This is a genomic window from Nakamurella multipartita DSM 44233 (genome assembly GCF_000024365.1).
In the GTDB taxonomy this organism is placed as follows: domain Bacteria; phylum Actinomycetota; class Actinomycetes; order Mycobacteriales; family Nakamurellaceae; genus Nakamurella; species Nakamurella multipartita.
In genome coordinates this window covers 3,755,935-3,774,580 of record NC_013235.1, presented here as the reverse complement: position 1 = coordinate 3,774,580, position 18,646 = coordinate 3,755,935, and the positions used below count along the sequence as shown (strand labels likewise).

14 protein-coding genes and 2 pseudogenes are annotated in these 18,646 nt (G+C 71.3%); 5 read left to right on the top strand and 11 right to left on the bottom strand.

Annotated elements, in window-relative coordinates:
- Positions 1-3 precede the first annotated feature (3 nt).
- From pepD to NAMU_RS31470, 10 genes and pseudogenes are all read right to left on the bottom strand, one after another.
- Positions 4-1,467, bottom strand: coding sequence for a beta-Ala-His dipeptidase (gene pepD / locus NAMU_RS16965; protein ID WP_015748625.1), 1,464 nt, complete (start codon positions 1,465-1,467; stop codon positions 4-6).
- A 51-nt stretch (positions 1,468-1,518) separates the two neighbouring features.
- The gene (locus tag NAMU_RS16960) at positions 1,519-2,556 is read right to left on the bottom strand and encodes an ABC transporter permease (RefSeq protein ID WP_015748624.1); all 1,038 of its coding nucleotides are present in this window, start codon (positions 2,554-2,556) and stop codon (positions 1,519-1,521) included.
- A gap of 1 nt (position 2,557) precedes the next feature.
- Positions 2,558-4,105 carry a sugar ABC transporter ATP-binding protein gene (locus tag NAMU_RS16955; RefSeq protein ID WP_015748623.1) on the bottom strand — a complete coding sequence of 516 codons (1,548 nt, stop codon included), beginning with the start codon at positions 4,103-4,105 and terminating at the stop codon, positions 2,558-2,560.
- Positions 4,102-5,133, bottom strand: a complete 1,032-nt coding sequence (locus tag NAMU_RS16950; RefSeq protein ID WP_015748622.1) for an ABC transporter permease — start codon at positions 5,131-5,133, stop codon at positions 4,102-4,104. Before NAMU_RS16950 ends, NAMU_RS16955 begins: the two co-directional genes overlap by 4 nt.
- Before the next feature lie 149 nt (positions 5,134-5,282).
- Positions 5,283-6,416 carry a sugar ABC transporter substrate-binding protein gene (locus tag NAMU_RS16945; protein ID WP_015748621.1) on the bottom strand — a complete coding sequence of 378 codons (1,134 nt, stop codon included), beginning with the start codon at positions 6,414-6,416 and terminating at the stop codon, positions 5,283-5,285.
- A gap of 224 nt (positions 6,417-6,640) precedes the next feature.
- On the bottom strand, positions 6,641-7,894 hold the full coding sequence (locus NAMU_RS16940; protein ID WP_015748620.1) for an epoxide hydrolase family protein: 1,254 nt from the start codon (positions 7,892-7,894) through the stop codon (positions 6,641-6,643).
- A 136-nt stretch (positions 7,895-8,030) separates the two neighbouring features.
- Complete coding sequence (locus NAMU_RS16935; protein WP_015748619.1) at positions 8,031-9,041, bottom strand: sugar-binding transcriptional regulator; 1,011 nt, start codon at positions 9,039-9,041, stop codon at positions 8,031-8,033.
- Positions 9,038-9,913: an HAD-IIA family hydrolase gene (locus NAMU_RS16930; RefSeq protein ID WP_015748618.1), complete on the bottom strand. Its 876-nt coding sequence runs from the start codon at positions 9,911-9,913 to the stop codon at positions 9,038-9,040. The genes NAMU_RS16935 and NAMU_RS16930 overlap by 4 nt, the downstream gene beginning before the upstream one ends.
- Positions 9,910-11,250 (bottom strand): annotated as a pseudogene (locus NAMU_RS31860) (xylulokinase); the annotation flags it as partial. The gene NAMU_RS16930 and the pseudogene NAMU_RS31860, both read right to left, overlap by 4 nt.
- A 73-nt stretch (positions 11,251-11,323) precedes the next feature.
- Positions 11,324-11,902, bottom strand: a pseudogene (locus NAMU_RS31470) (substrate-binding domain-containing protein); the annotation flags it as partial.
- 245 nt (positions 11,903-12,147) lie between these two features.
- On the opposite strand from NAMU_RS31470, the gene NAMU_RS16915 reads away from it, so the two are divergent.
- On the top strand, positions 12,148-13,143 hold the full coding sequence (locus NAMU_RS16915) for a sugar-binding transcriptional regulator (RefSeq protein WP_015748616.1): 996 nt from the start codon (positions 12,148-12,150) through the stop codon (positions 13,141-13,143).
- On the opposite strand, the gene NAMU_RS27555 is transcribed toward NAMU_RS16915, so the two are convergent.
- Positions 13,133-14,293, bottom strand: coding sequence for a serine/threonine-protein kinase (locus tag NAMU_RS27555; RefSeq protein ID WP_169312511.1), 1,161 nt, complete (start codon positions 14,291-14,293; stop codon positions 13,133-13,135). The two genes, NAMU_RS16915 and NAMU_RS27555, sit on opposite strands and share 11 nt — an antisense overlap.
- 201 nt (positions 14,294-14,494) lie before the next feature.
- On the opposite strand from NAMU_RS27555, the gene pgsA reads away from it, so the two are divergent.
- The 4 genes from pgsA (at position 14,495) to NAMU_RS16890 (ending at position 18,455) form a co-directional block, all read left to right on the top strand.
- Positions 14,495-15,139, top strand: coding sequence for a phosphatidylinositol phosphate synthase (gene pgsA / locus NAMU_RS16905; protein WP_015748614.1), 645 nt, complete (start codon positions 14,495-14,497; stop codon positions 15,137-15,139).
- The gene (locus NAMU_RS16900; protein WP_015748613.1) at positions 15,136-16,164 is read left to right on the top strand and encodes a phosphatidylinositol mannoside acyltransferase; all 1,029 of its coding nucleotides are present in this window, start codon (positions 15,136-15,138) and stop codon (positions 16,162-16,164) included. Before pgsA ends, NAMU_RS16900 begins: the two co-directional genes overlap by 4 nt.
- Positions 16,161-17,297 carry a glycosyltransferase family 4 protein gene (locus tag NAMU_RS16895; protein WP_015748612.1) on the top strand — a complete coding sequence of 379 codons (1,137 nt, stop codon included), beginning with the start codon at positions 16,161-16,163 and terminating at the stop codon, positions 17,295-17,297. Before NAMU_RS16900 ends, NAMU_RS16895 begins: the two co-directional genes overlap by 4 nt.
- 132 nt (positions 17,298-17,429) lie before the next feature.
- On the top strand, positions 17,430-18,455 hold the full coding sequence (locus tag NAMU_RS16890; RefSeq protein WP_015748611.1) for an NUDIX hydrolase: 1,026 nt from the start codon (positions 17,430-17,432) through the stop codon (positions 18,453-18,455).
- Positions 18,456-18,646 lie beyond the last annotated feature (191 nt).

Below are 18,646 nucleotides of genomic sequence, written 5' to 3'. Positions count from 1 at the left end.
CGGTCAGCTGAGCCGGCCGACGACCTCCTTGACCAGGGGCCACACCTTGGCCACCGATGTGTGGTTGACCGATTCCAGCGGCGAGTGCAGGGCATGCAGCTCGGTGCCGATCGAGATGATCTCCAGCCCCGGGATCTTGCGGCTGAACATGCCCAACTCGAGGCTGCACTGCGACACGTGGATGTCCGGCTCCGCACCGATGACGTCGCGGTAGGCCTCGGCGGCGGTCTTGAGCAGGACGGAGTTCTCCTGGTAGGGGAACTCCGGGGCGTCCAGCCCGTACTGCTGCACGGTGACGCCGCCCCCGGCCAGCGCGGCGAGCGCCCTGACCCGGTCCAGGATCTCGTGCTTGCGGGAGGTGACCTGGGCGGTGATGGTGGAGGCCAGCCGCACCCCGTCCTCGGTCGGGCGCAGGGTGCCCAGGTTGTTGGAGCTCTCGACCACGCCGCGGGTCAGCAGGCTCCAGCTCAGCACGCCGTTGGGGATCAGCGCGGTGAGCCGGGCGAACCGCTCGCCGGCCGCCTTGGAGAACGCCCGCTGCGGCGCCGGGGCCTCGTCGACCTCGAGCCGGATGGTGTCGCCGGCGCGCCGGTACTCCTCGTGCACGGTCTGCGCCAGGTCGGCGACCAGGGCCTCGATGCCGGCGACGTCCTGCGGGCGGACCGACAGCACCACCTCGGCGTCGGCCGGAATGGCACTGTTCTGGGTGCCGCCGGTCAGCCCGCTGATCCGCACGTCGTACGCATCCAGCACGGCGTTGAGCACCCGGGCCAGCACCAGGATCGCGTTGGCCCGCTCCAGGTGGATGTCGAACTCGCAGTGCCCGCCCATCAGGCCCCGCACCCGCAGCGACCGGGTGACCGACAATTCGGCGGGGACCGGCTCGAACTCGCCCGGCACGTCGACCAGGAAGGTGACGTCACCGCTGCAGCCGGCCAGGATCTCGTGGTCGGTGATCCAGTTGAAGTCGATCATCCGGGTGCCGGTGAGCACCGAGGTGTCGAAGTGCCCGGCCCCGACCTTGCCCTTTTCCTCCATCGCGGTCATCACCGCTTCCAGCGGGGGGTGCGGGATGTCGGTGGAGGCCAGCAGGGCCAGGATGTAGGAGCAGCCGATGCCGTTGTCGGCGCCCAGCGACGTGCCGTCGGCCTTGATGAAGTCACCGTCGACGACGAGGGTGATCGGCTCGTTCAGGAAGTCGATCTTCACGCCTTCCTGCTTGGCGCAGACCATGTCCAGGTGACCGTGCAGGATCAGGCCGGGCGCGTTCTCCAGGCCGCCCTGGCCGGGCTTGCGCACCACGACGCAGTGCCGCTCGTCCTGGAACGCCTCCAGGCCGCGTTCCCGGGCGAACGCGATCACCCAGTCGGCCACCTGCTTCTCGTTCTCCGAGCCGCGCGGGTAACTGCACAGTTTCTCGAAGTAGCCCAGTACTTCCTGGGGTTCCAGTGCTTCGAGGACGGCCATGCTTGTGCTCCTTGGACTGTCGAAATGAGGAAGTGGGGGATCGTTCGGGACTTACTTCACGACGCCGACGCGCTTGCGGCTGATGGTCAGGGCCACGGCGATGATGATCACCAGGCCGTAGACCAGGCTCTGCGCCTCGGACGGGATGCCGATCGCCGCGGTGCCGACGGGAATCAGGGTGACCGTCAGGGCGCCGAAGACGACGTTGATGGGATTGGTGATGCCGCCGGTGATCGCCGTGCCGCCCACGATCGCCGCGGTGATCCCGGGCAACAGCAGGTCGCTGCCCAGGCCGGTGCTGGACGCCGATCCCGCCTGGGCGATGATCATGACGCCGGCGATGGAGGCCAGCAGTCCGGAGAACATGAAGGCGATGATCTTGGTGGCCCGGGTCCGGATGCCCGAGAACAGGGCGCCGGTCTCGTTCAGCCCGACCGCCGTCATGCTCTGGCCCAGGGTGGTGAAACGCAGCATCGCCCAGAGCACGATGGCGATGATCACCGCGGTCCAGAAGGCGGTGACCAGCCCGCCGATCGCCGAGCCGAACATCGGGGTGAGCAGGGCGCTCTTGGCCGCGTAGACGGTGGTCTTGTCGCTGATGATCAGCGACGCGGTCTGCAGGATGCCCAGCGTGCCCAGGGTCAGGGCGAAGCTGGGCACCTGGAAGAACGAGACCAGGAACCCGTTGAGCGCACCGATGGCCGCGCCGAGCACGATCACCAGGACCAGCCCGCCGGCCCCGGCCGGGCCGATCGTCTTGGCCAGCAGGATCGCCGAGAACAGCGCGATCGCCGCGTTGGACAGGTCGATCGAGCCCACGTTGAGCACCAGGCACTGGCCCAGGGCGACCAGCAGGATCGCGGTGCACTGGGTGGCCACGATGGACAGGCCGCCGCCGCCGAGGAAGGCCGGCCGCAGGATCGCCACCAGCGCGAACAGGATGACGAACACGGTCAGCGGGCCGACGGTGGCCCACAGGTCGATGACCCGCCAGCGTCGGCGGTCGGCGGCCGGCGCCGGAGCCACATCGACGCTGCGGACGGAGTTCTCGGGGCGGGCGGATTGATCGGTCGCGGTTCGATCGGACATGTCACACCATCTTTTCGAGCAGGTCGAGGGTCGTGGGGGTGTCGACGGTCAGGTCGAAGTGCGCGGTGATCTCGCCGTCACGCATCACCAGGACGGTGTCGCCCATGTCCAGGGCTTCCTCCAGCGTGTCGGCCAGCAGCACGATCGCGGTCCCCGAATCCCGGGCCTCGCGGATCTTCTCGTTGACCGTCTCCGCGGCGCCCGGGTCCAGGCCGCGCAGCGGATGGTCCAGGATCAGCAGCTTGAGCGTTTCCGACTTGAGCCACTTGGCCATGACGACCTTCTGCTGGTTGCCGCCGGAGAACCGGCTCAGGTGCAGCTTGACGTCACGCGGGCGCACGTCCATGGTCTCGAACCACTGCGCGCCGTCCTTGCGCTCGCGCCAGGGGTTGACGAACAGCTTGCGGGTACCGGTGCGGGCGATGGCCATGTTCTCCGGCCCGTTGAACCCGCCGACCATGCCCTCGGTCTTGCGCTCGGCCGGCACGTAGCCGATGCCGGCCCGGGTGGCCCGGGCCGCGGACCAGGACTGCAGGCGGCTGCCCTGGTAGGTGATGGTGCCGGCATCGAACGGCTCGGCGCCGAACAACGCCCGGACCAACTCTTCCCGGCCGGAGCCGATGGTGCCGACGATGGCCAGGCAATGGCCGGGCGGCACCGCGAAGGACACGTCCTTGAACTGCCCCTTGGCGCTCAGCCCGGAGACCTCGAGCAGCGGTTCACCGCCCTGCCGGTTCTGCACCTCGTGTTTGCGGGCCTTGGCCGCGTGTCCGATCATCAGCTGGAACAGCTCGTCCTCGGTGACGCCCTCGGTCGCGCGGTCGGCGACGATCTCGCCGCTGCGCATGACGATGATGCGGTCACAGATCCGGCGCACCTCGTCCAGCCGGTGCGAGACGAAGATGACCGAGCCGACATGCTTGAGCTCGGCGATCTCCCGCTCCAGGATGGCGGTCTCGTTGCGCTCGAGCACCGAGGTCGGCTCGTCGAGGATGACGATCGGGGCGGTGTGGGTCATCTCGTCCACCCGCAGGGCCCGGGCGATCTCCACCATCTGCCGGTCGACGAACGACAGATCCCCGATGATGGCCCGCGGGTCGACCGTGGCGCCGACCTTGGCCAGGATCTTTTCGGCCTCCTTGTTCAGCTGGCCCCACCGGTACCAGCCGCCGCGGGTGGCATTGTCCTTGGAGGACAGGGCGTTCATCGCGATGTTCTCGGCGACCGAGAGGTTGGTCAGCAACGACTGCTCCTGGTGCACCACCCCGAAGCCGGCGGCGACCGCGTCCTGCGGGCGGCGGAACTTCACCGCCGCGCCGTGCACCTCCATCACCCCGGCGTCCGGCTCGTGCAGCCCGGACAGGATCTTGAGCAGGGTGGACTTGCCGGCGCCGTTCTCCCCGATCAGGCCGATCACCTGGTTGCGGGGGATCTCCAGCGAGACGTTCTTCACGGCGGTCACCGACCCGAAGGTCTTGGTGATACCGGTGAGCTTGAGGGCGGGGGTGCCCGCCGGGGCGGGGTCGGTCCGCGAGACGGCCTTGGTCATTTCGTGATCCTCAGACGACTGCGCAGCGGCCAGGCCGCCACGATGATGGCCACGATCAGGATGGCGCCGGAGACGCCGGACTGGATGCTGGAGCTGACCCCGCTCAGGATCAGCCCGTTGTTGAGCACGGTCAGGATCATCACGCCGAGCATGGTGCGCAGGACGCCGCCCTTGCCGCCGGACAGCGAGGTGCCGCCGATGACGACCGCGGCCACGGTGACGAACAGGATGCCGCCGCCGACGGTGGGGGAGCCGGCGCCCAGCCGCAGGGTGGCCAGGATGCCGGCCAGGCCGCTGCAGGCACCGGCGAAGGCGAACACGAACACCTTGATCCGGCTCACCGAGACCCCGTTGCTGCGGGCGACTTCCTCGTTGTTGCCGATGGCGTAGGTGAACCGGCCCAACTTGGTGTAGCGGGTGATCACCCAGCCGAGCGCGACGATCAGCCCCGCGAGCCAGAACGAGAACGGCAGGCCCAGGAAGACGGTGTTGGGCCAGGTCTTGAGGCCGCCGTCGGGCAGCAGCGGGATGCTGTCGGTGCCGAAGAGCACGGTGGCGATGCCCAGCCCGATGAACCAGAAACCGATGGTCACGATGAACGTGGGCACCTTGAGCCGGGTGTGGATCAGGCCGGCCAGCATGCCCAGCAGCGCGCCGACCAGGATGCCGATCACGAACGCGGCGGCGCCCAGATCGGTGGAGCCGCGGCTGTTCTCGGTGGCCAGGATGAAGGCCATGCCGCCGGCCCCCATCAGGCCTTCCACCGACAGGTCGATCGATCCCATCAGGATGACCAGGGTGGCGCCGACGCCGACGATCAGCGGGGTCGCCGACTGATCCAGGATCGTGCGGACGTTGTCGATAGTCAGGAACGTGCTGGGGTTCAGCGCGGCGAACACGACGATCAGGACGACCAGGGCGCCGACCTCGCCCAGGCTGCGTAGCTCGAACCGGCGGTGTCTGGTCGCGGCCGGCGAAGGGGTGCCCAGGCTGCTGCCGGGCGGCTGTTGGGTGACCGGGTTCGCCACGGAACTCTCCGAATCTGTTGACAGGTCAGCGGTGTTCGGCCCGGCCGCGGGCCGGTGAGTGCATCACCGGCCCGCAGCCGGACGCCTGCGCGCGTGGCCTGGGTCAGACCTGGGCGCGAGACCGACGGGCGGGAAAGCGGGGCCGTGCGTCAGCCGGCGGGCAGCTGCTCCGGGCCCTGGCCGACCAGCGGGGTGGGCTGCACGTTCCACGGGTCGCCGCCGTCCACCAGCTGGCTCACCCAGCCGTCGACGTCGTTGTCCCACTTGGTGTACTGCTCGAAATCGTTCGGGCCGACGCACTGCAGCTTGAACAGGCTGTCCCGCTTCTCCTGCGGCAGCGTCGACGGGTCGATCTTCCCGGTGGCAGCCAGGTAGGCGGTGTACAGGCCGATGGAGGAGGCCATGAAGCCGCGGTGGAAGGTCTCACCCACGACCGGGGAGTTCGGCTCCTTCATCATGTCCACCACCGGCGGGTACAGCCCGTCCGAGACGAACTTGATGTCGTTGTACTGGCCGGCGTTCTTGGCCGCGTTGGTGGCGCCGATGATCATGGCGTCGTCCGCCGCCCAGATGCCGTCGACCTGGTCCGGGTACTTGGTCAGCAGGCTCTGGGTGACCGAGAGTCCCTGCTGCGGATCCCAGTTGGCCGACTGCACGTCCAGCAGCTTGATGTCCGGGTAGGCCTTGAGGGCCTCCTTGAAGCCGGCCACCCGGGTCTGCGAGGTGGTGCTGTCCTCGACGCCCGCCAGACCGATGACATTGCCCTTGCCGCCGAGACTTTCGGCCAACGCCTTGCCCGTGCACTCCCCGCTCTCGACGCCGGAGTACTTCTGGAAGGCGACGAAGTTGTTGCCGACGTCCCACGGCTCGAGGTTGTCCGGCTTGTTCCACCAGACCACCACGTAGCCGCCGGCCTGCTTGACCGCATCGACGATGGTCGGGGCGTCCGAGCTGGCGACCGTGTTCACCATCAGCGCGACCTTCTTGCCCTGGGCGAGAATGGCCTGGATCTTGGAGATCTCGGTCTGGCTGCTGCCGGCGGAGTCGACGATCTGGACCTCGACGCCGAGCTTCTTGCCCAGCGCCTGGGCGCCCTCGATCATCGAGGCCATGTAGGGGTTGGTGGTGTTGATGACCGAGGCGACCAGAACCAGGTTGTTCGGGTCGATCGCCTCCTGGCTGCCGGACCCACCGCCGGCGGCGGTGGAGGTGCAGCCGCTCAGCGCGATGGCGGCGGCGGCGACCAAGGCGGCCAGGACCTTGGTCTTGCGCTTTCTGATCATGTGACTACCTTCTGTGCGCGCCGGCGGAACCGTGCTGGGGCGGATGCGGGCGCGCCAGCGGGCGGGTCCCCCGGCAGGGGGATGGGGAGGGGGTGTCAAGACGTCAGGCAGGACAGGATGCGGCGATGCGCATCAGGCCCGGCGGCCGCACTCGTGGCGGGCCGCCGGTGGACCGGGCGCGGCGACATGTCGTGTGCCGCGCCCGGTACCGCGGCGGGGATGGCTCAGCGGAACTGGCGGAAGAACGTGGCCACGTCGTCGACGTAGATGGACGGCACTTCCAGCGGGGCGAAATGCCCGCCCTGGTCGTGCACCCGGTACTGCTGGAGGTTGAAGTACTGCTTGGTCCACTTGATCGGCGGCTTGTAGATCTCACCGGGGTAGATGGCCACCGCGGTGGGGGCGCCGACCACGGGGAAGTTGCTGTGCGAGGGCTTCCAGGGGTTGTTGCGGCACTCCCAGTAGTACCGGGACGAGGTGCCGCCGGTGTTGGTCAGGAAGTACACCGCCGCGGTGGTGACCAGGTCCTCCTTCGGCCAGACCTGCTCGAAGGCCGCCGTGCCCACCCCGCGCTCGGCCAGACCCCAGAAGTAGCGCTTCTCGGTGATCCAGGCCAGCTGCCCGGCCGGTGAGTCGGCGAACAACGAGGCCAGCGTCTGCGGCTTGGTCAGCTGCATCTCGCCGTACCCGGACTCGTTCCCCACGAACAGCTTGCCGCGCTCGAACCAGCCCTCCTCGCCCTCGCCGTACTGGTCGGCGGCCGGCAGCCCGAGCACCGGGTCGAAGTCGACGTCGGCCGGCTTGTCCGGGTGCTCGAACAGGTAGTGGCTCATCTGGGCCGGGAAGTGGGTGTAGATCCCGAAGACATCTTCCTCGTACTTGTGACCGTGCTGCTGGGTGACCAGAGCGCCCCAGTCGCCGCCGGCGACGGCGTACTTCTCGTACCCCAGAACCTGCTTCATCAGGGTGTTCTCGAGGTCGGCGGTGTGCCACCAGTTCCAGCCGGTCTCGGTCAGCGGTGAGGAGAAGCCGTATCCGGGCAGCGAGATCAGCACGACGTCGAAGGAATCCGCGGCGTTCCCGCCGTAGGCGGCCGGGTCGGTCAGCGGGCCGATCACCTTGCGCAGGTCCCAGAACGTCCACGGCCAGCCATGGTGGATCAGCAGCGGCATCGGGGCGGGGCCGCCGGGCACCTGCTTGCCCCGGACGTGGATGAAGTGCAGCGGCACGCCCATCAGGTCGATCTTGTAATGGGGCAGCTCGTTCATCCGGCGCTCGACGTCACGCCAGTCGTACTCGTTGATCCAGTAGTCGATCAGCTGGCGGTGGTAGGCGGTGTTGTAGCCGTACCGCCAGTCGTCGTTGCCGAAATCCTGGGGAAAGCGGGTGCGGCGCAGCCGCTCGTTCATGTCCTTGAGGGCATCGTCGTCGATCGCGATGGTGAAATCCTTCACCTCGCCACTCGAAGTCGCGGGCACAAAGACCTCCTTGTCCGGTTGCCGCACTGTCGGGGTAGTGGCCTCGCGGCCTTGCGAGTAAAAATTCGTGGCTCGCATCTACATTCATACTGATGGTGCACGGCGAGGGGGCCTGTCAAGACCCTTGCATGACCAATCAGTATGCGAATCGTGATTCATCAGGCTGGCCGGCGGTGGCCGCCAGGTGCCGGGCGCTGGCCAGATCGGTGATCAGCAGGTCGATCCAGCCGCCGCGCAGGCAGGCGGCCAGGGCGGCGTGCTTGCTGGCCCCACCGGCCACCACGATGCGCCGGCCGGCGGCCCGCAGCTGGGGCAGGGTGATGCCCACGACGAGCTCGTCCAGGTCGGTCCGCACCGCCCGGCCGTCCGCGTCCACGAACCGCTGGAGCAGCTGGCCGGCCGCGCCGGCCGCCCGCACCGCGCGCAGCTGGTCGGCGCTGAAGAAGTTGTCGCCCGCGCGCAGCGGGCCGTGGGTGTCGGCCGGGCCGACCCCGACGAAGGCCACGTCCAACCGGCCCAGCAGCTCGATGGTGCGGGCCACGTACGGGTCGTGCAGCACGGCCGCGCGCCGGGCCGCGTCGGGGACGACCCCGGGCGTGCGCAGGTACACCGGGTCGGCGCCCAGCGCGGCGGAGAGCCGTTGGGTGGCCCGGGCGGCGTCGTGCTGCAGATCGGGAGAGCCCAGATCGCCGAGCATCTCGACCACGGTGCGGCCGCGGACCCCGCGGCCGGTGGCCAGCTCGCGCGCCATCACCCGCAGCGTGCTCGACCAGGAGGTGAAGCCGATCACCCGGCCGTCCAGCGGTGAGTCCGAGAAGTACTGGGCGGCCACCGATCCCAGCTCGTACGGGATCGCCTTGTCCTCGGTCACCTCGACCACGTGCACCTCGGCCACCCCGTAGGCCAGCTCGACGGCGGTCTCCAGTTCGGGGTACAGGCCCTCGGGCACCGCGACCACGGTGCGCACGATGCCCTCGTCCTGGGCCATCGCCAGCAGGCGGGAGACCCTGGCCTGCGACATGTGCAACCGCTCGGCGATCTCCCGCTGGCGCAGGTGCCGGCCGTGGTAGAGCCGGGCCACCTGGGAGACCAGCCGGAGCTGGGTCGAGGCGCCGGCGGGGCGCCGCTGGCCGACCGGGCTGGTCATGGCCGGTCGGCCCGATCGGGCCGCGGGTGCGCGCCGGCCGGCAGCAGGGCGTCGATGCCGGCGATCAGCCAGGTCGGCTCGTCCGCCGGCCCCAGCGCGGTGGCCGCGGCCACGGTCGTGTCGCCGGTCAGCACCAGGGCCGAGTCCATGCCGGCTGCCCGGGCCATGGCGATGTCGGTGCCCACCCGATCCCCGATCATCAGGCAATCCTGGACCCCGGCCTGCAGGATGTGCAGCAGGGCCTCGATCATGATCGGCCCGGGTTTGCCGGCGTTGTGCTGGCAGCGGGCCCCGGTGCTGGCCTCGATGGCGGCCACGATCGCGGCCGCGTCGGGTTGGCCACGCTCGCCCGGCATCGGGCAGTAGGCGTCCGGGTTGGTGGTGACCAGGATCGCCCGGTCCCGGCGCCAGAGCGCGTCGAACGCCGTCTGCAGCTTCCAGTACTCGAAGGTCCGGTCGAAACTGGCGACCACCACGTCGATCTCGGACGGGTCGGTGGTCAGGCGCAGGCCGGCCCGGGCCAGCTCGTCGACCAGTGGCGGTTCGCCGATGACGAAGATGCCGGCCTGCCGGTGGTGCCGGAGCAGCCAGTCCCGCATGGTGATCACCGGGTTGACGATGTCCTGCACCGGGGTGGGCAGGCCCAGCTTGGCCAGCTTGTCGGCGTACATCTGCCGGTCCCGGGTCTGGTTGTTGGACAGGAACACGGTGCGCGCGCCGGCCGCCCGGATGGCGGTGATCACCTCGGCGGCCCCGGGCAGCAGCTCATCGCCCAGGTAGACCGTCCCGTCCAGGTCGAAGATGTAGTTGCGGTACCAGCGATCCGGGGCCCGGATCAGGTCGGCCGGCCGGGTCGCCGGGGCGGTGGTCACGGCGCACCGGCCGTGCTGAGCTCGTGGAACACCTCACGCAGTCGGGGGTAGAGCTGCCGGTAGGTGCGGTACAGCCCGTCGTAGGTGGTGCGCCGGGCGTCGTCGGGCTCGTAGACCCGGGTGGTCGAGCTCATCGACTCGCCGGCCTGGCGAATGCCCGGCTGCAGGCCGACGGCGGCGGCGGCCAGCATGCCCGAGCCCAGGCAGGTGCTCTCGGCCTCGCCGGCCAACCGCACCGGTCGTTGCAGCACGTCGGCCAGGATCGAGCACCACAGCGCGCTGCGGGACCCGCCGCCCAGGGCGATGATGTCGGTGATCGGCTCGCCGAGCACCCGCGCCTGGCCGTCGGTGAGCAGTCGCTGCTCGAAGGCCAGGCCCTCCAGAATCGCCCGGTAGACGTGGGATTTGCCGTGCCGGCCGGTCAGCCCGACCAGCGAGCCGCGGGCGTGCGGGTCCCAGTACGGGGTGAGCGCGCCGGCCCAGTAGGGCAGGCAGAGCAGCCCCTCCGCGCCCGGCGGGATCTGCGCCGCCGCCGTCTCCAGGATTTGTTCGGCGGTCAGGTCCAGGCCCAGCGCGCGGGAGTCGACGCCGGCGAACTTCTCCACGAACCAGCTGATGTTGTAGGTGCCGCCGCCGATGAAGGTCTCGAACGCGTACGAGCGGGGGATCGCCCCGGCCAGCACCCGGAACTCCTTGGCGAACGAGTACTCGTCGCTGTAACTGCCCGAGATCATGCCGGTGCCCAGGTTCAGGTAGGCGGTGCCGGGCCGGACCACCCCGCAGCCCAGGCCGGCGGACTGGCCGTCGCCGACGCCGGCCACCACCGGCAGATCGGGCGGCAGGTTCAGGTCGGCGGCGACGTCGGCCCGGATGTGGCCGAGCACCGCGCCGGGGGCGAACAGGGTGGGCAGCTGGCTGGGTTGCAGGCCGGCCTGCTTGACCAGATCGTCGCTGTAGTCGAAGGTCCGCATGTCGACCAGGCCGAGCGGATCGGCGCTGGCCCAGCTGGTGTGCCAGCTGCCGGTGAGCTGGTGCACCAGGTAGGCCTGCACGTCGGCGATCCGGCCGGTCCGCACCAGGGTGTCCGGCTCGTGCTCCTTGAGCCAGAGCAGCTTGTACCAGGCGGGCGTCGGGTTCGGCGGCTTGCCGGTGATCTCATGGACCTCCGGAGTGCCGAACTCGGCCACCTCGGCCACGGCGCGGGTGTCCAGCCAGAGCATGGCCGGGCGCAGCGAATGGCCGTCCTCGGTCAGGCAGGCGAACGTCTCCCGCTGGTGGGTGATCGAGATGGCCACCAGGCGCCGGGAATCCACGCCCTGGGCAGCCCGGCGGACCGCCTCCCGGGTGGCCGTCCACCAGTCCTGCGGGTTCTGTTCGGCCCAGCCATGCCGCGGCCTGGGTCCGCTGGATCTCCGCGGTGGAGCCGAGAACGCCGTGCAGGATGGCCAACTCGCCCGAGCCGCCCATCTGCTCGAACAGCCAGGTGCACAGCTGGTGGGCCGCCTTGACGCTGTCGGTGGCGATGTAGGTGGCCAGCTCGCCGCTACCGGACTCCGGCCGCTGATCGACCGCGATCACCGGGACGTCGGACTGGTTGGCCGCGCGCACCCCGGCCGCCGCGGCGGTCGAGTCCTGCGAGATGAAGACCAGGGCACCGATGTCCTGGCTGAGCAGGTCGTTGACCTGCTCGACCTGCTGGGAGGAGTTGTTGTTGGCCGAGGTGATCTTGAGCTGGCAGCCGGCCTTGTCGGCCGCGGCCTGCATGCCCTGGACGGCGGCCACGTAGAACAGCGACTTCTGGTCGGCCACCGACACCCCGATCGGCTTCTGACAACCGGCGCCGGCCGCGGCCGAGCCGGAGGCCGAACCGCCCGCCGAGCCGCCGGTCGTGCCACCGGAGGCGGACGTGCCGGACCCGCAGGCGACCAGACCAAAACCCAGCGCCGCGACACCGGCGATAGCCAGACCGCGACGGACGAGCTGACTCATGGAGCTCTCCTTGCATTGCACCGTTGGAATGAGGGGCGAGTCTCTCAGCATATTTATGCGAGGACTGGATCGCCATGCGGGACTAGGTTGGCGTACCGCCTCGGGTGCTGTCAAGGACTTGACGCAAACCGGTTCCGATGCCCGGTTTGCCCGCCCTTGCGCACGGCGGCCGGCGCCGGCGTCTTACGATGTGCGCCGCACGTTCGTGCCGCGGGGGGCGGGTGCAGGCAGGAGGGCCAGGAGCGATGCCGGATCGTGCCGACCCGCCTCGGCTGCTGGTCAAGGTCGCGCGGCTCTACCACGGGCGGGGACTTCGGCAAAGTGAGATCGCCGAACGGCTGCGCATCTCGCAGGCCCGGGTGTCCCGTTTGCTGCAGCAGGCCGAGGACCTGGGCATCGTGCGGACCGTCGTGGTCCTGCCGCCCGGCCTGAACAGCGAGCTGGAAGACGAGATCGAGCACCTCTACGGGGTCCGCCAGTGCCACGTGGTCGACGCGGTGGCCGAGGGCGAGGACGAGCTGGCCGAGGACCTCGGCCAGGCGATGGCCGCCATCGTCGGTGGCGGCGGCATCCTGACCTCCTCGACCTCGGTCGTCGGCTACAACTCGTGGAGCCGCACCCTGCAGGCGATGGTGGCCGCGCTGCAACCGATCCGCGGCGGCGCCGGCCGGGTGGTCGAGATGCTCGGCGACATCGGGCCGCCCGCGCTGCAGCACGAGGCGGCCCGGTCCACCCAGCGGCTGGCCGCGCTGACCGGGGCCGAGCCGGTCTACCTGCGCACGCCCGGGGTGAGCTCGACGCCGCAGATGCGCGCGGCCATCCTCGACCAGGACCGGCACGCCCGGGAGACGCTGGCCCTGCTGGACCGGATGGACGTCGCCCTGGTCGGCGTCGGCGAGTGCGACGTGGTGGCCCCGCTGCGCCCCGGCGACAACTTCTTCACCCAGGAGCAGTTCGACCGGGCCCGGGAGCTGGGCGCGGTCGGGCAGATCTGCCTACGGTTCCTGGACGAGCACGGCCACGAGGTGGCTACCGAGTTCGACGACCTGGTGATCGGGGTGAGCCTGGATCAGCTGCGGGTCGCCGCCCACCGGTGCGCGGCCGCCGGCGGGCCGGCCAAGTACCGGGTGATCCGGGCGGCCCTGCTCGGCCACTGGGTGGACACGCTGGTGGTGGACACGGCGACGGCCGATTGGCTGGTCGCGGCCGGACCGGGCGAGGCGGCGGCCGTCAGTCGGTGAACTCGCCGATCGCCGGGCCGGTGTCGGTGGCCGGGCTGGCCGTGTGCCCCCGGCGCAGCCGCAGCCGGCGGCGCCAGGCGGTCAACGTCGAGGACATCGTCTGGGTCACCGCGCTCGGCGTGGCCACCGTCGGGTCGGGGTCCTCGCCGGCCGGGTCGGCCGCCGGCGGGCCGTCGCCGGCGAAGGACAGATCCACCCGGATGCCCGACGGGTCGGCGGCGATCTCCCGCAGCACCGGCAGCATGGCCTCCACCGGGGCCCGTTCCTCGGGCGACTTCTCCAGCAGCGCGGCGATGGCGATGGACAGCTCCCCGGCGTGCGGGTGCGGCGGCACCGGGTCGTTGACCGCCGCGGCCACCGTCTCCAGCGGCGAGTCCGCGTGGAACGGCGGGTGCCCCTCCACGCAGGCGTAGAGCGTGCAACCCAGGCTCCAGGCGTCGGCGGCCGGACCGGCCGTCGCCCCGGTGGCCAGCTCGGGAGCGATGTAGGCGGGGGAGCCGATCACCAGCCCGATCCCGGTCAGGGTCGTGTCCAGCCGTCCGCGGGCGGTGCCGAAGTCGGTCAGCTTCACCATGCCGTCGCGGCAGATCAGGATGTTGGCCGGCTTGACGTCGCGGTGCACGATGCCGCGGGTGTGCGCGGCGGCCAGCGCCGAGGCCACCGCGACGCCGATGGTGGCGGCCTGCTCGGGCGGCATCCGGCCGTTCTCGGTGAGCAACCGGGCCAGCGAGCGGCCCTCCAGCAGCTCCATCACGATCACCGGGCCGGTGTCGGTGGCCGACAGGATGTCGTAGACGGTCACGATGTGCGGGTTGGACAGCGCGGCGACCGCGCGGGCCTCGCGCAGGGTGCGCTCGCGCAGTTCCTCGGCGTCGGCCGGGGGCATGCCGCGCGGGATATCGATCTTCTTCAGGGCGACCCGGCGGCGCAGCAGCTGGTCGGTGGCCGCCCAGATGCTGCCGGTGGCGCCGTGGCCGATCATCGTGTCCAGCATGTAGCGGCCGGCGACCATGTCCGGACCGGGGCGCGCCGCGGCGTCGGGGGCGGCCGGGTCGGCGGGCGGGGCCGGATCGGGCGGGCCGACCGGCTCGCCGGCCCCGGCTTCGGGGTCGTTCGCGTGGGGGTCGTCCGCGTGGGGAAGGACTGGCACGGCCACGCGCTCCATTCTCCCGCCATCGTCGCCGGGTCCGTGCGCCGGTGGCGGCGAATCTCACACACCGGTCGGGCCCGTCCCTACCGTCCTGGACAGGACGCGGCACCGCGCTTGCGGTTGGCCCGCGCCCGGACCCCGCTATCGTGGGGACCCGCCCGACATTCTCACCGGATCGACCCAGCTGCTGAACGGACCCTGATGCTGAACTCCCTGGCGCGGTCCTCGGTGTCCAAGGTGATGGACCCGATCGGGCGCGGGCTGCTCAAGGCCGGCCTCAGTCCGGACCTGGTCACCGTCGTCGGCACGGCCGGCGTGGTGGCCGGCTCGGTCGGCCTGCTGGCCACCGGGTACCTGTTCGCCGGCACCATGGTCGTCACCTTCTTCGTGCTGTGCGATCTGGTCGACGGGGCGATGGCCCGGGCCCGGGGCTACGGCACCGACTTCGGGGTCGTGCTCGACGCGTCCTGCGACCGCATCGCCGACGGCGCCCTGTTCGGCGCCCTGGCCTACTACGCCTTTGCCACCGACCAGCGGCTGCTGGGCATCGCCGCGCTGATCTGCCTGGTTGCCGGGCAGGTCATCTCCTACGTCAAGGCCCGGGCGGACAGCGTCGCGCTGGCCATCGGCGGCGCCCTGGCCGAGCGGGCCGAACGCAACGTGCTCGGCCTGGTCGGTGCCGGGCTGGCCGGGCTCGGCGTGCCCTACGCATTGGACGTGGCCCTGTGGCTGCTGGCCGTCGCCGGGCTGGTCACGGTCGTGCAGCGGCTGGTCCAGGTCCGGCGGGCCGCGGTCAAGGCGGCCGCCGAGCCGGGGCACCGCAGCACCGGGCGTCCCGCGCTGTGAGCCAGCCGCCCGCCGCCCCGCCGCCAGCCGGAGAGCCCGCCCGGGAGCCGGACGCCGCTCCCGGGACCCTGGACCGGCTGACCGACCTGGGCTTCGCGGCCGGGTGGTCGCTGGTCAAGGCCGTCCCGCAATGGGCCGCCGACGGGGCGTTCCGGGTGGCCGCGGACACCGCGTTCCGCCGGCGCGGGCCGGCGGTGCGCCAGCTGGCCCGCAACCTGCACCGGGTGCTGGGTCCGCGGTCCACCCCCGAACTGCTGGCCGCGACGGTGCAGGCGGGGATGCGCTCGTATGCCCGCTACTGGCAGGAGACCTTCCGGCTGCCGGCGATGGACCGGGACGCCGTCGCCGCGCAGGTGGACGCCGCGACCGTGGGCCGCGAGCACATCGAACGGGCCCAACGCGAGGGACGGGGCATCGTGCTGACCGTCCCGCACGCCGGCAACTGGGACATCGCCGGGCTGTGGGTGACCCACCATTTCGGCCGGATGACCACCGTCGTCGAACGGCTGCGGCCCGAGTCCCTCTACGACAAGTTCGTCGCCTACCGGGAATCGCTGGGCATGGAGATCCTGCCGTTGACCGGGGGTGCCCCGCCGTCGGCCACGCTGCGGGAACGGCTCACCGCGGGCGGCATCATCGCGCTCGTCGGCGACCGGGACCTGTCGGCCAACGGCATTCCGGTCACCTTCTTCGGCGAGCCGGCCCGGTTTCCGGCCGGGCCGGCCATGCTGGCCGCCCTGACCGACTCCTACCTGTGCCCGACCGACCTGCGATTCACCGCCGACGGCTGGGCCCAGCACATTCATCCGCCGCTGGAGCTGGCCGGCACCCGGCTGGCCGCCCAGGTGCGCTCGGGAGCCCAGCAGATCGCCGACGTCTTCGAACGCGGGATCGGCGCCCACCCGACCGACTGGCACATGCTGCAGCCGTTCTGGCCGGGCGACTTCCCGGCCGGTCACCCGGCCGGCGTCCCGATCAAGAACCCGCCCGCGACCGCATCGGTGCCGACGGCGGCGCGCCGATGAAGGTCGGCCTGGTCTGCCCCTACTCCTTCGACATCCCCGGCGGGGTGCAGGCCCACGTGGCCGACCTGGCCCGGACCCTGATCGGCCTGGGGCACCAGGTCAGCGTGCTGGCCCCCGGGGATGACGACGCGCCGACCGAGCTGCCCGAGTTCCTGGTCCCGGCCGGGCGCAGCATGCCGATCAAGTACAACGGCTCGGTCGCCCGGCTGTCCTTCGGGCCGATGTCCTACACCCGGGTCCGGCGCTGGATCCGGGCCGGCCACTTCGACGTGCTGCACGTGCACGAGCCGGTCGCCCCCAGCCTGTCCATGCTGGCGCTGATGGTCGCCGACGGCCCGATCGTGGCCACCTTCCACACCGCGAACCCGCGCTCGCGGATGCTGGTCGCGTTCCAGGGGGTGCTGCAGCCGTTCCTGGAGAAGATCACCGGGCGGATCGCGGTCAGCGAACCGGCCCGGCAGGTGCAGGTCGAGCACCTGGGCGGGGACGCGGTGATCATCCCCAACGGCGTCGACGTGCAGTTCTTCGCCCAGTCGGAGCCGCTGCCGGGGTACCCGCGGGCCGGCGGCACGATCGGGTTCGTCGGCCGGTACGACGAGCCGCGCAAGGGCATGCCGGTGCTGCTGGAGGCACTGCGGCTGATGGTGCCGACCCGGCCCGACCTGCAGCTGCTGGTGGCCGGCGGCGGCGACGAGAAGGAGCTGCTCCAGGACGCCGGCCCCGAGCTGGCCCCGCACCTGCGGTTGCTCGGCCGGGTCAGCGACCCGGACAAGGCGGCCATGCTGCGGTCGCTGGACATCTACTGCGCGCCCAACATCGGCGGCGAGAGCTTCGGCATCATCCTGACCGAGGCGATGAGCGCCGGCACCCCGGTGGTGGCCAGCGACCTGGACGCGTTCGAACGGGTTCTGGACGGCGGGATCGCCGGCGTGCTCAGCCCGGTCGGCGACCCGGTCGCGCTGGCCGGGGCGCTGTCCCGGGTGCTCGACGACCCGGGCCGGCGGGCCGTGCTGGCCGCCCAGGGCCGCCGGGTGGTGGCCTCCTACGACTGGCCGGTGGTCGCCGCGACCGTGGTCAAGGTCTACGAGACGGTGATCGCCGCCGACCCGCGGGCGGTCGTCGAGGCCGACTGAGCCCGACCGATTTCACAGTCCGACCCCGGGGCATCGGTCCGATGGCGCCCGGCCCGCATGGGACCCTGTGAGCCGATGTGATGCGGCCGGACCGCAGCGGCGACCCGGCCGGATCTGGTGAAGGGAGGTGCGGTGACGACCACGATCGTGGTGTTGCTGGTGGTGCTGCTGCTCATCGCCGCGCTGCGCCTGTGGCTCACCGCGAACCGGCTGGACCGCCTGCACGTGCGCACCGAGGCCGCCTGGTCGGCCCTGGAGGGGGCGCTGTCCCGGCGGGTGGTGGCCGCCCGCGCGGTCGCCGCGACCGGGGGACTGCCGCCCGCACAGGCCGACGAGCTGCGCCGGGTCGCCGACGCCGCCGACCGCGCCGATCGCGCGCACCGGGCGGACGCGGAGAACGATCTGGCCCGGGTGCTCAGCCTGCTCCCGCCGCCGAACGAGGAACATCTGGCCGCCGAGCTGGCCGACGCCAACGAGCGGGTGCTGCTGGCCCGCCGTTTCTACAACGACGCGGTCCGCGACACCCGGGCGCTGCGCTCGGTCTGGTTCACCCGGATCTTCGGGCTGGCCGGCCGGGCCGCGCTGCCCGACTACTTCGAGATCACCGAGTCCAGCGCCAAGGCCGAACCCGGCGCGGTCGCCGCCCCGGTGCGGCGCACGGCCGCGCGGGTGCTGCTGGTCGACGACCGGGCGCGGGTGCTGCTGCTCTCGGGCACCGACCCCAAGGTCGGCTCCCGCTGGTGGATCACCCCCGGCGGCGGCGTCGAGGGTCAGGAACCGTTGGTGCAGACGGCGGTCCGTGAACTGGCCGAGGAGACCGGCCTGCAGCTGCAGCCGGCCGAGCTGATCGGACCGGTGTGGCGGCGGGTCGCCCGGTTCCACTTCACCGGCGTGGACTACGAGCAGACCGAGTTCTACTTCGCGGCGTCCTTTGTCACCGCCGCGCCGGGTGGGGCCGACCGATCCCCGCCCGCGTTCGACGCGTCCGGCCACACCAACGACGAGCGGCTCACCCTGACCGGCCAGCGCTGGTGGACCGGCGAGGAGCTGCGCAGCACCGGCGAGGACGTCTACCCCCGCCAGCTGGCCACCCGCCTGCCCGACGTCGTCGCGGCGCTGCAGGGCTGCGACGACGTCGGGACCGTCGACGTCGACTGAACCGGGCCGCTCCTCCCGCACGGGCGGATGAACTCGGCGGTCAACCGGGCAAATCGGGCATAGAATCGCCGAGATGATCAGCCCGGCCGGGGGTGGGCCGGGGTGGGCCGGGGCGGCGCGGGAATTTCGCTGCGTCGGCGGGTCCGTCCGCCGTTCGGGGTCGTCGGGTCCTACCGTGAGCCAGGCTGGCC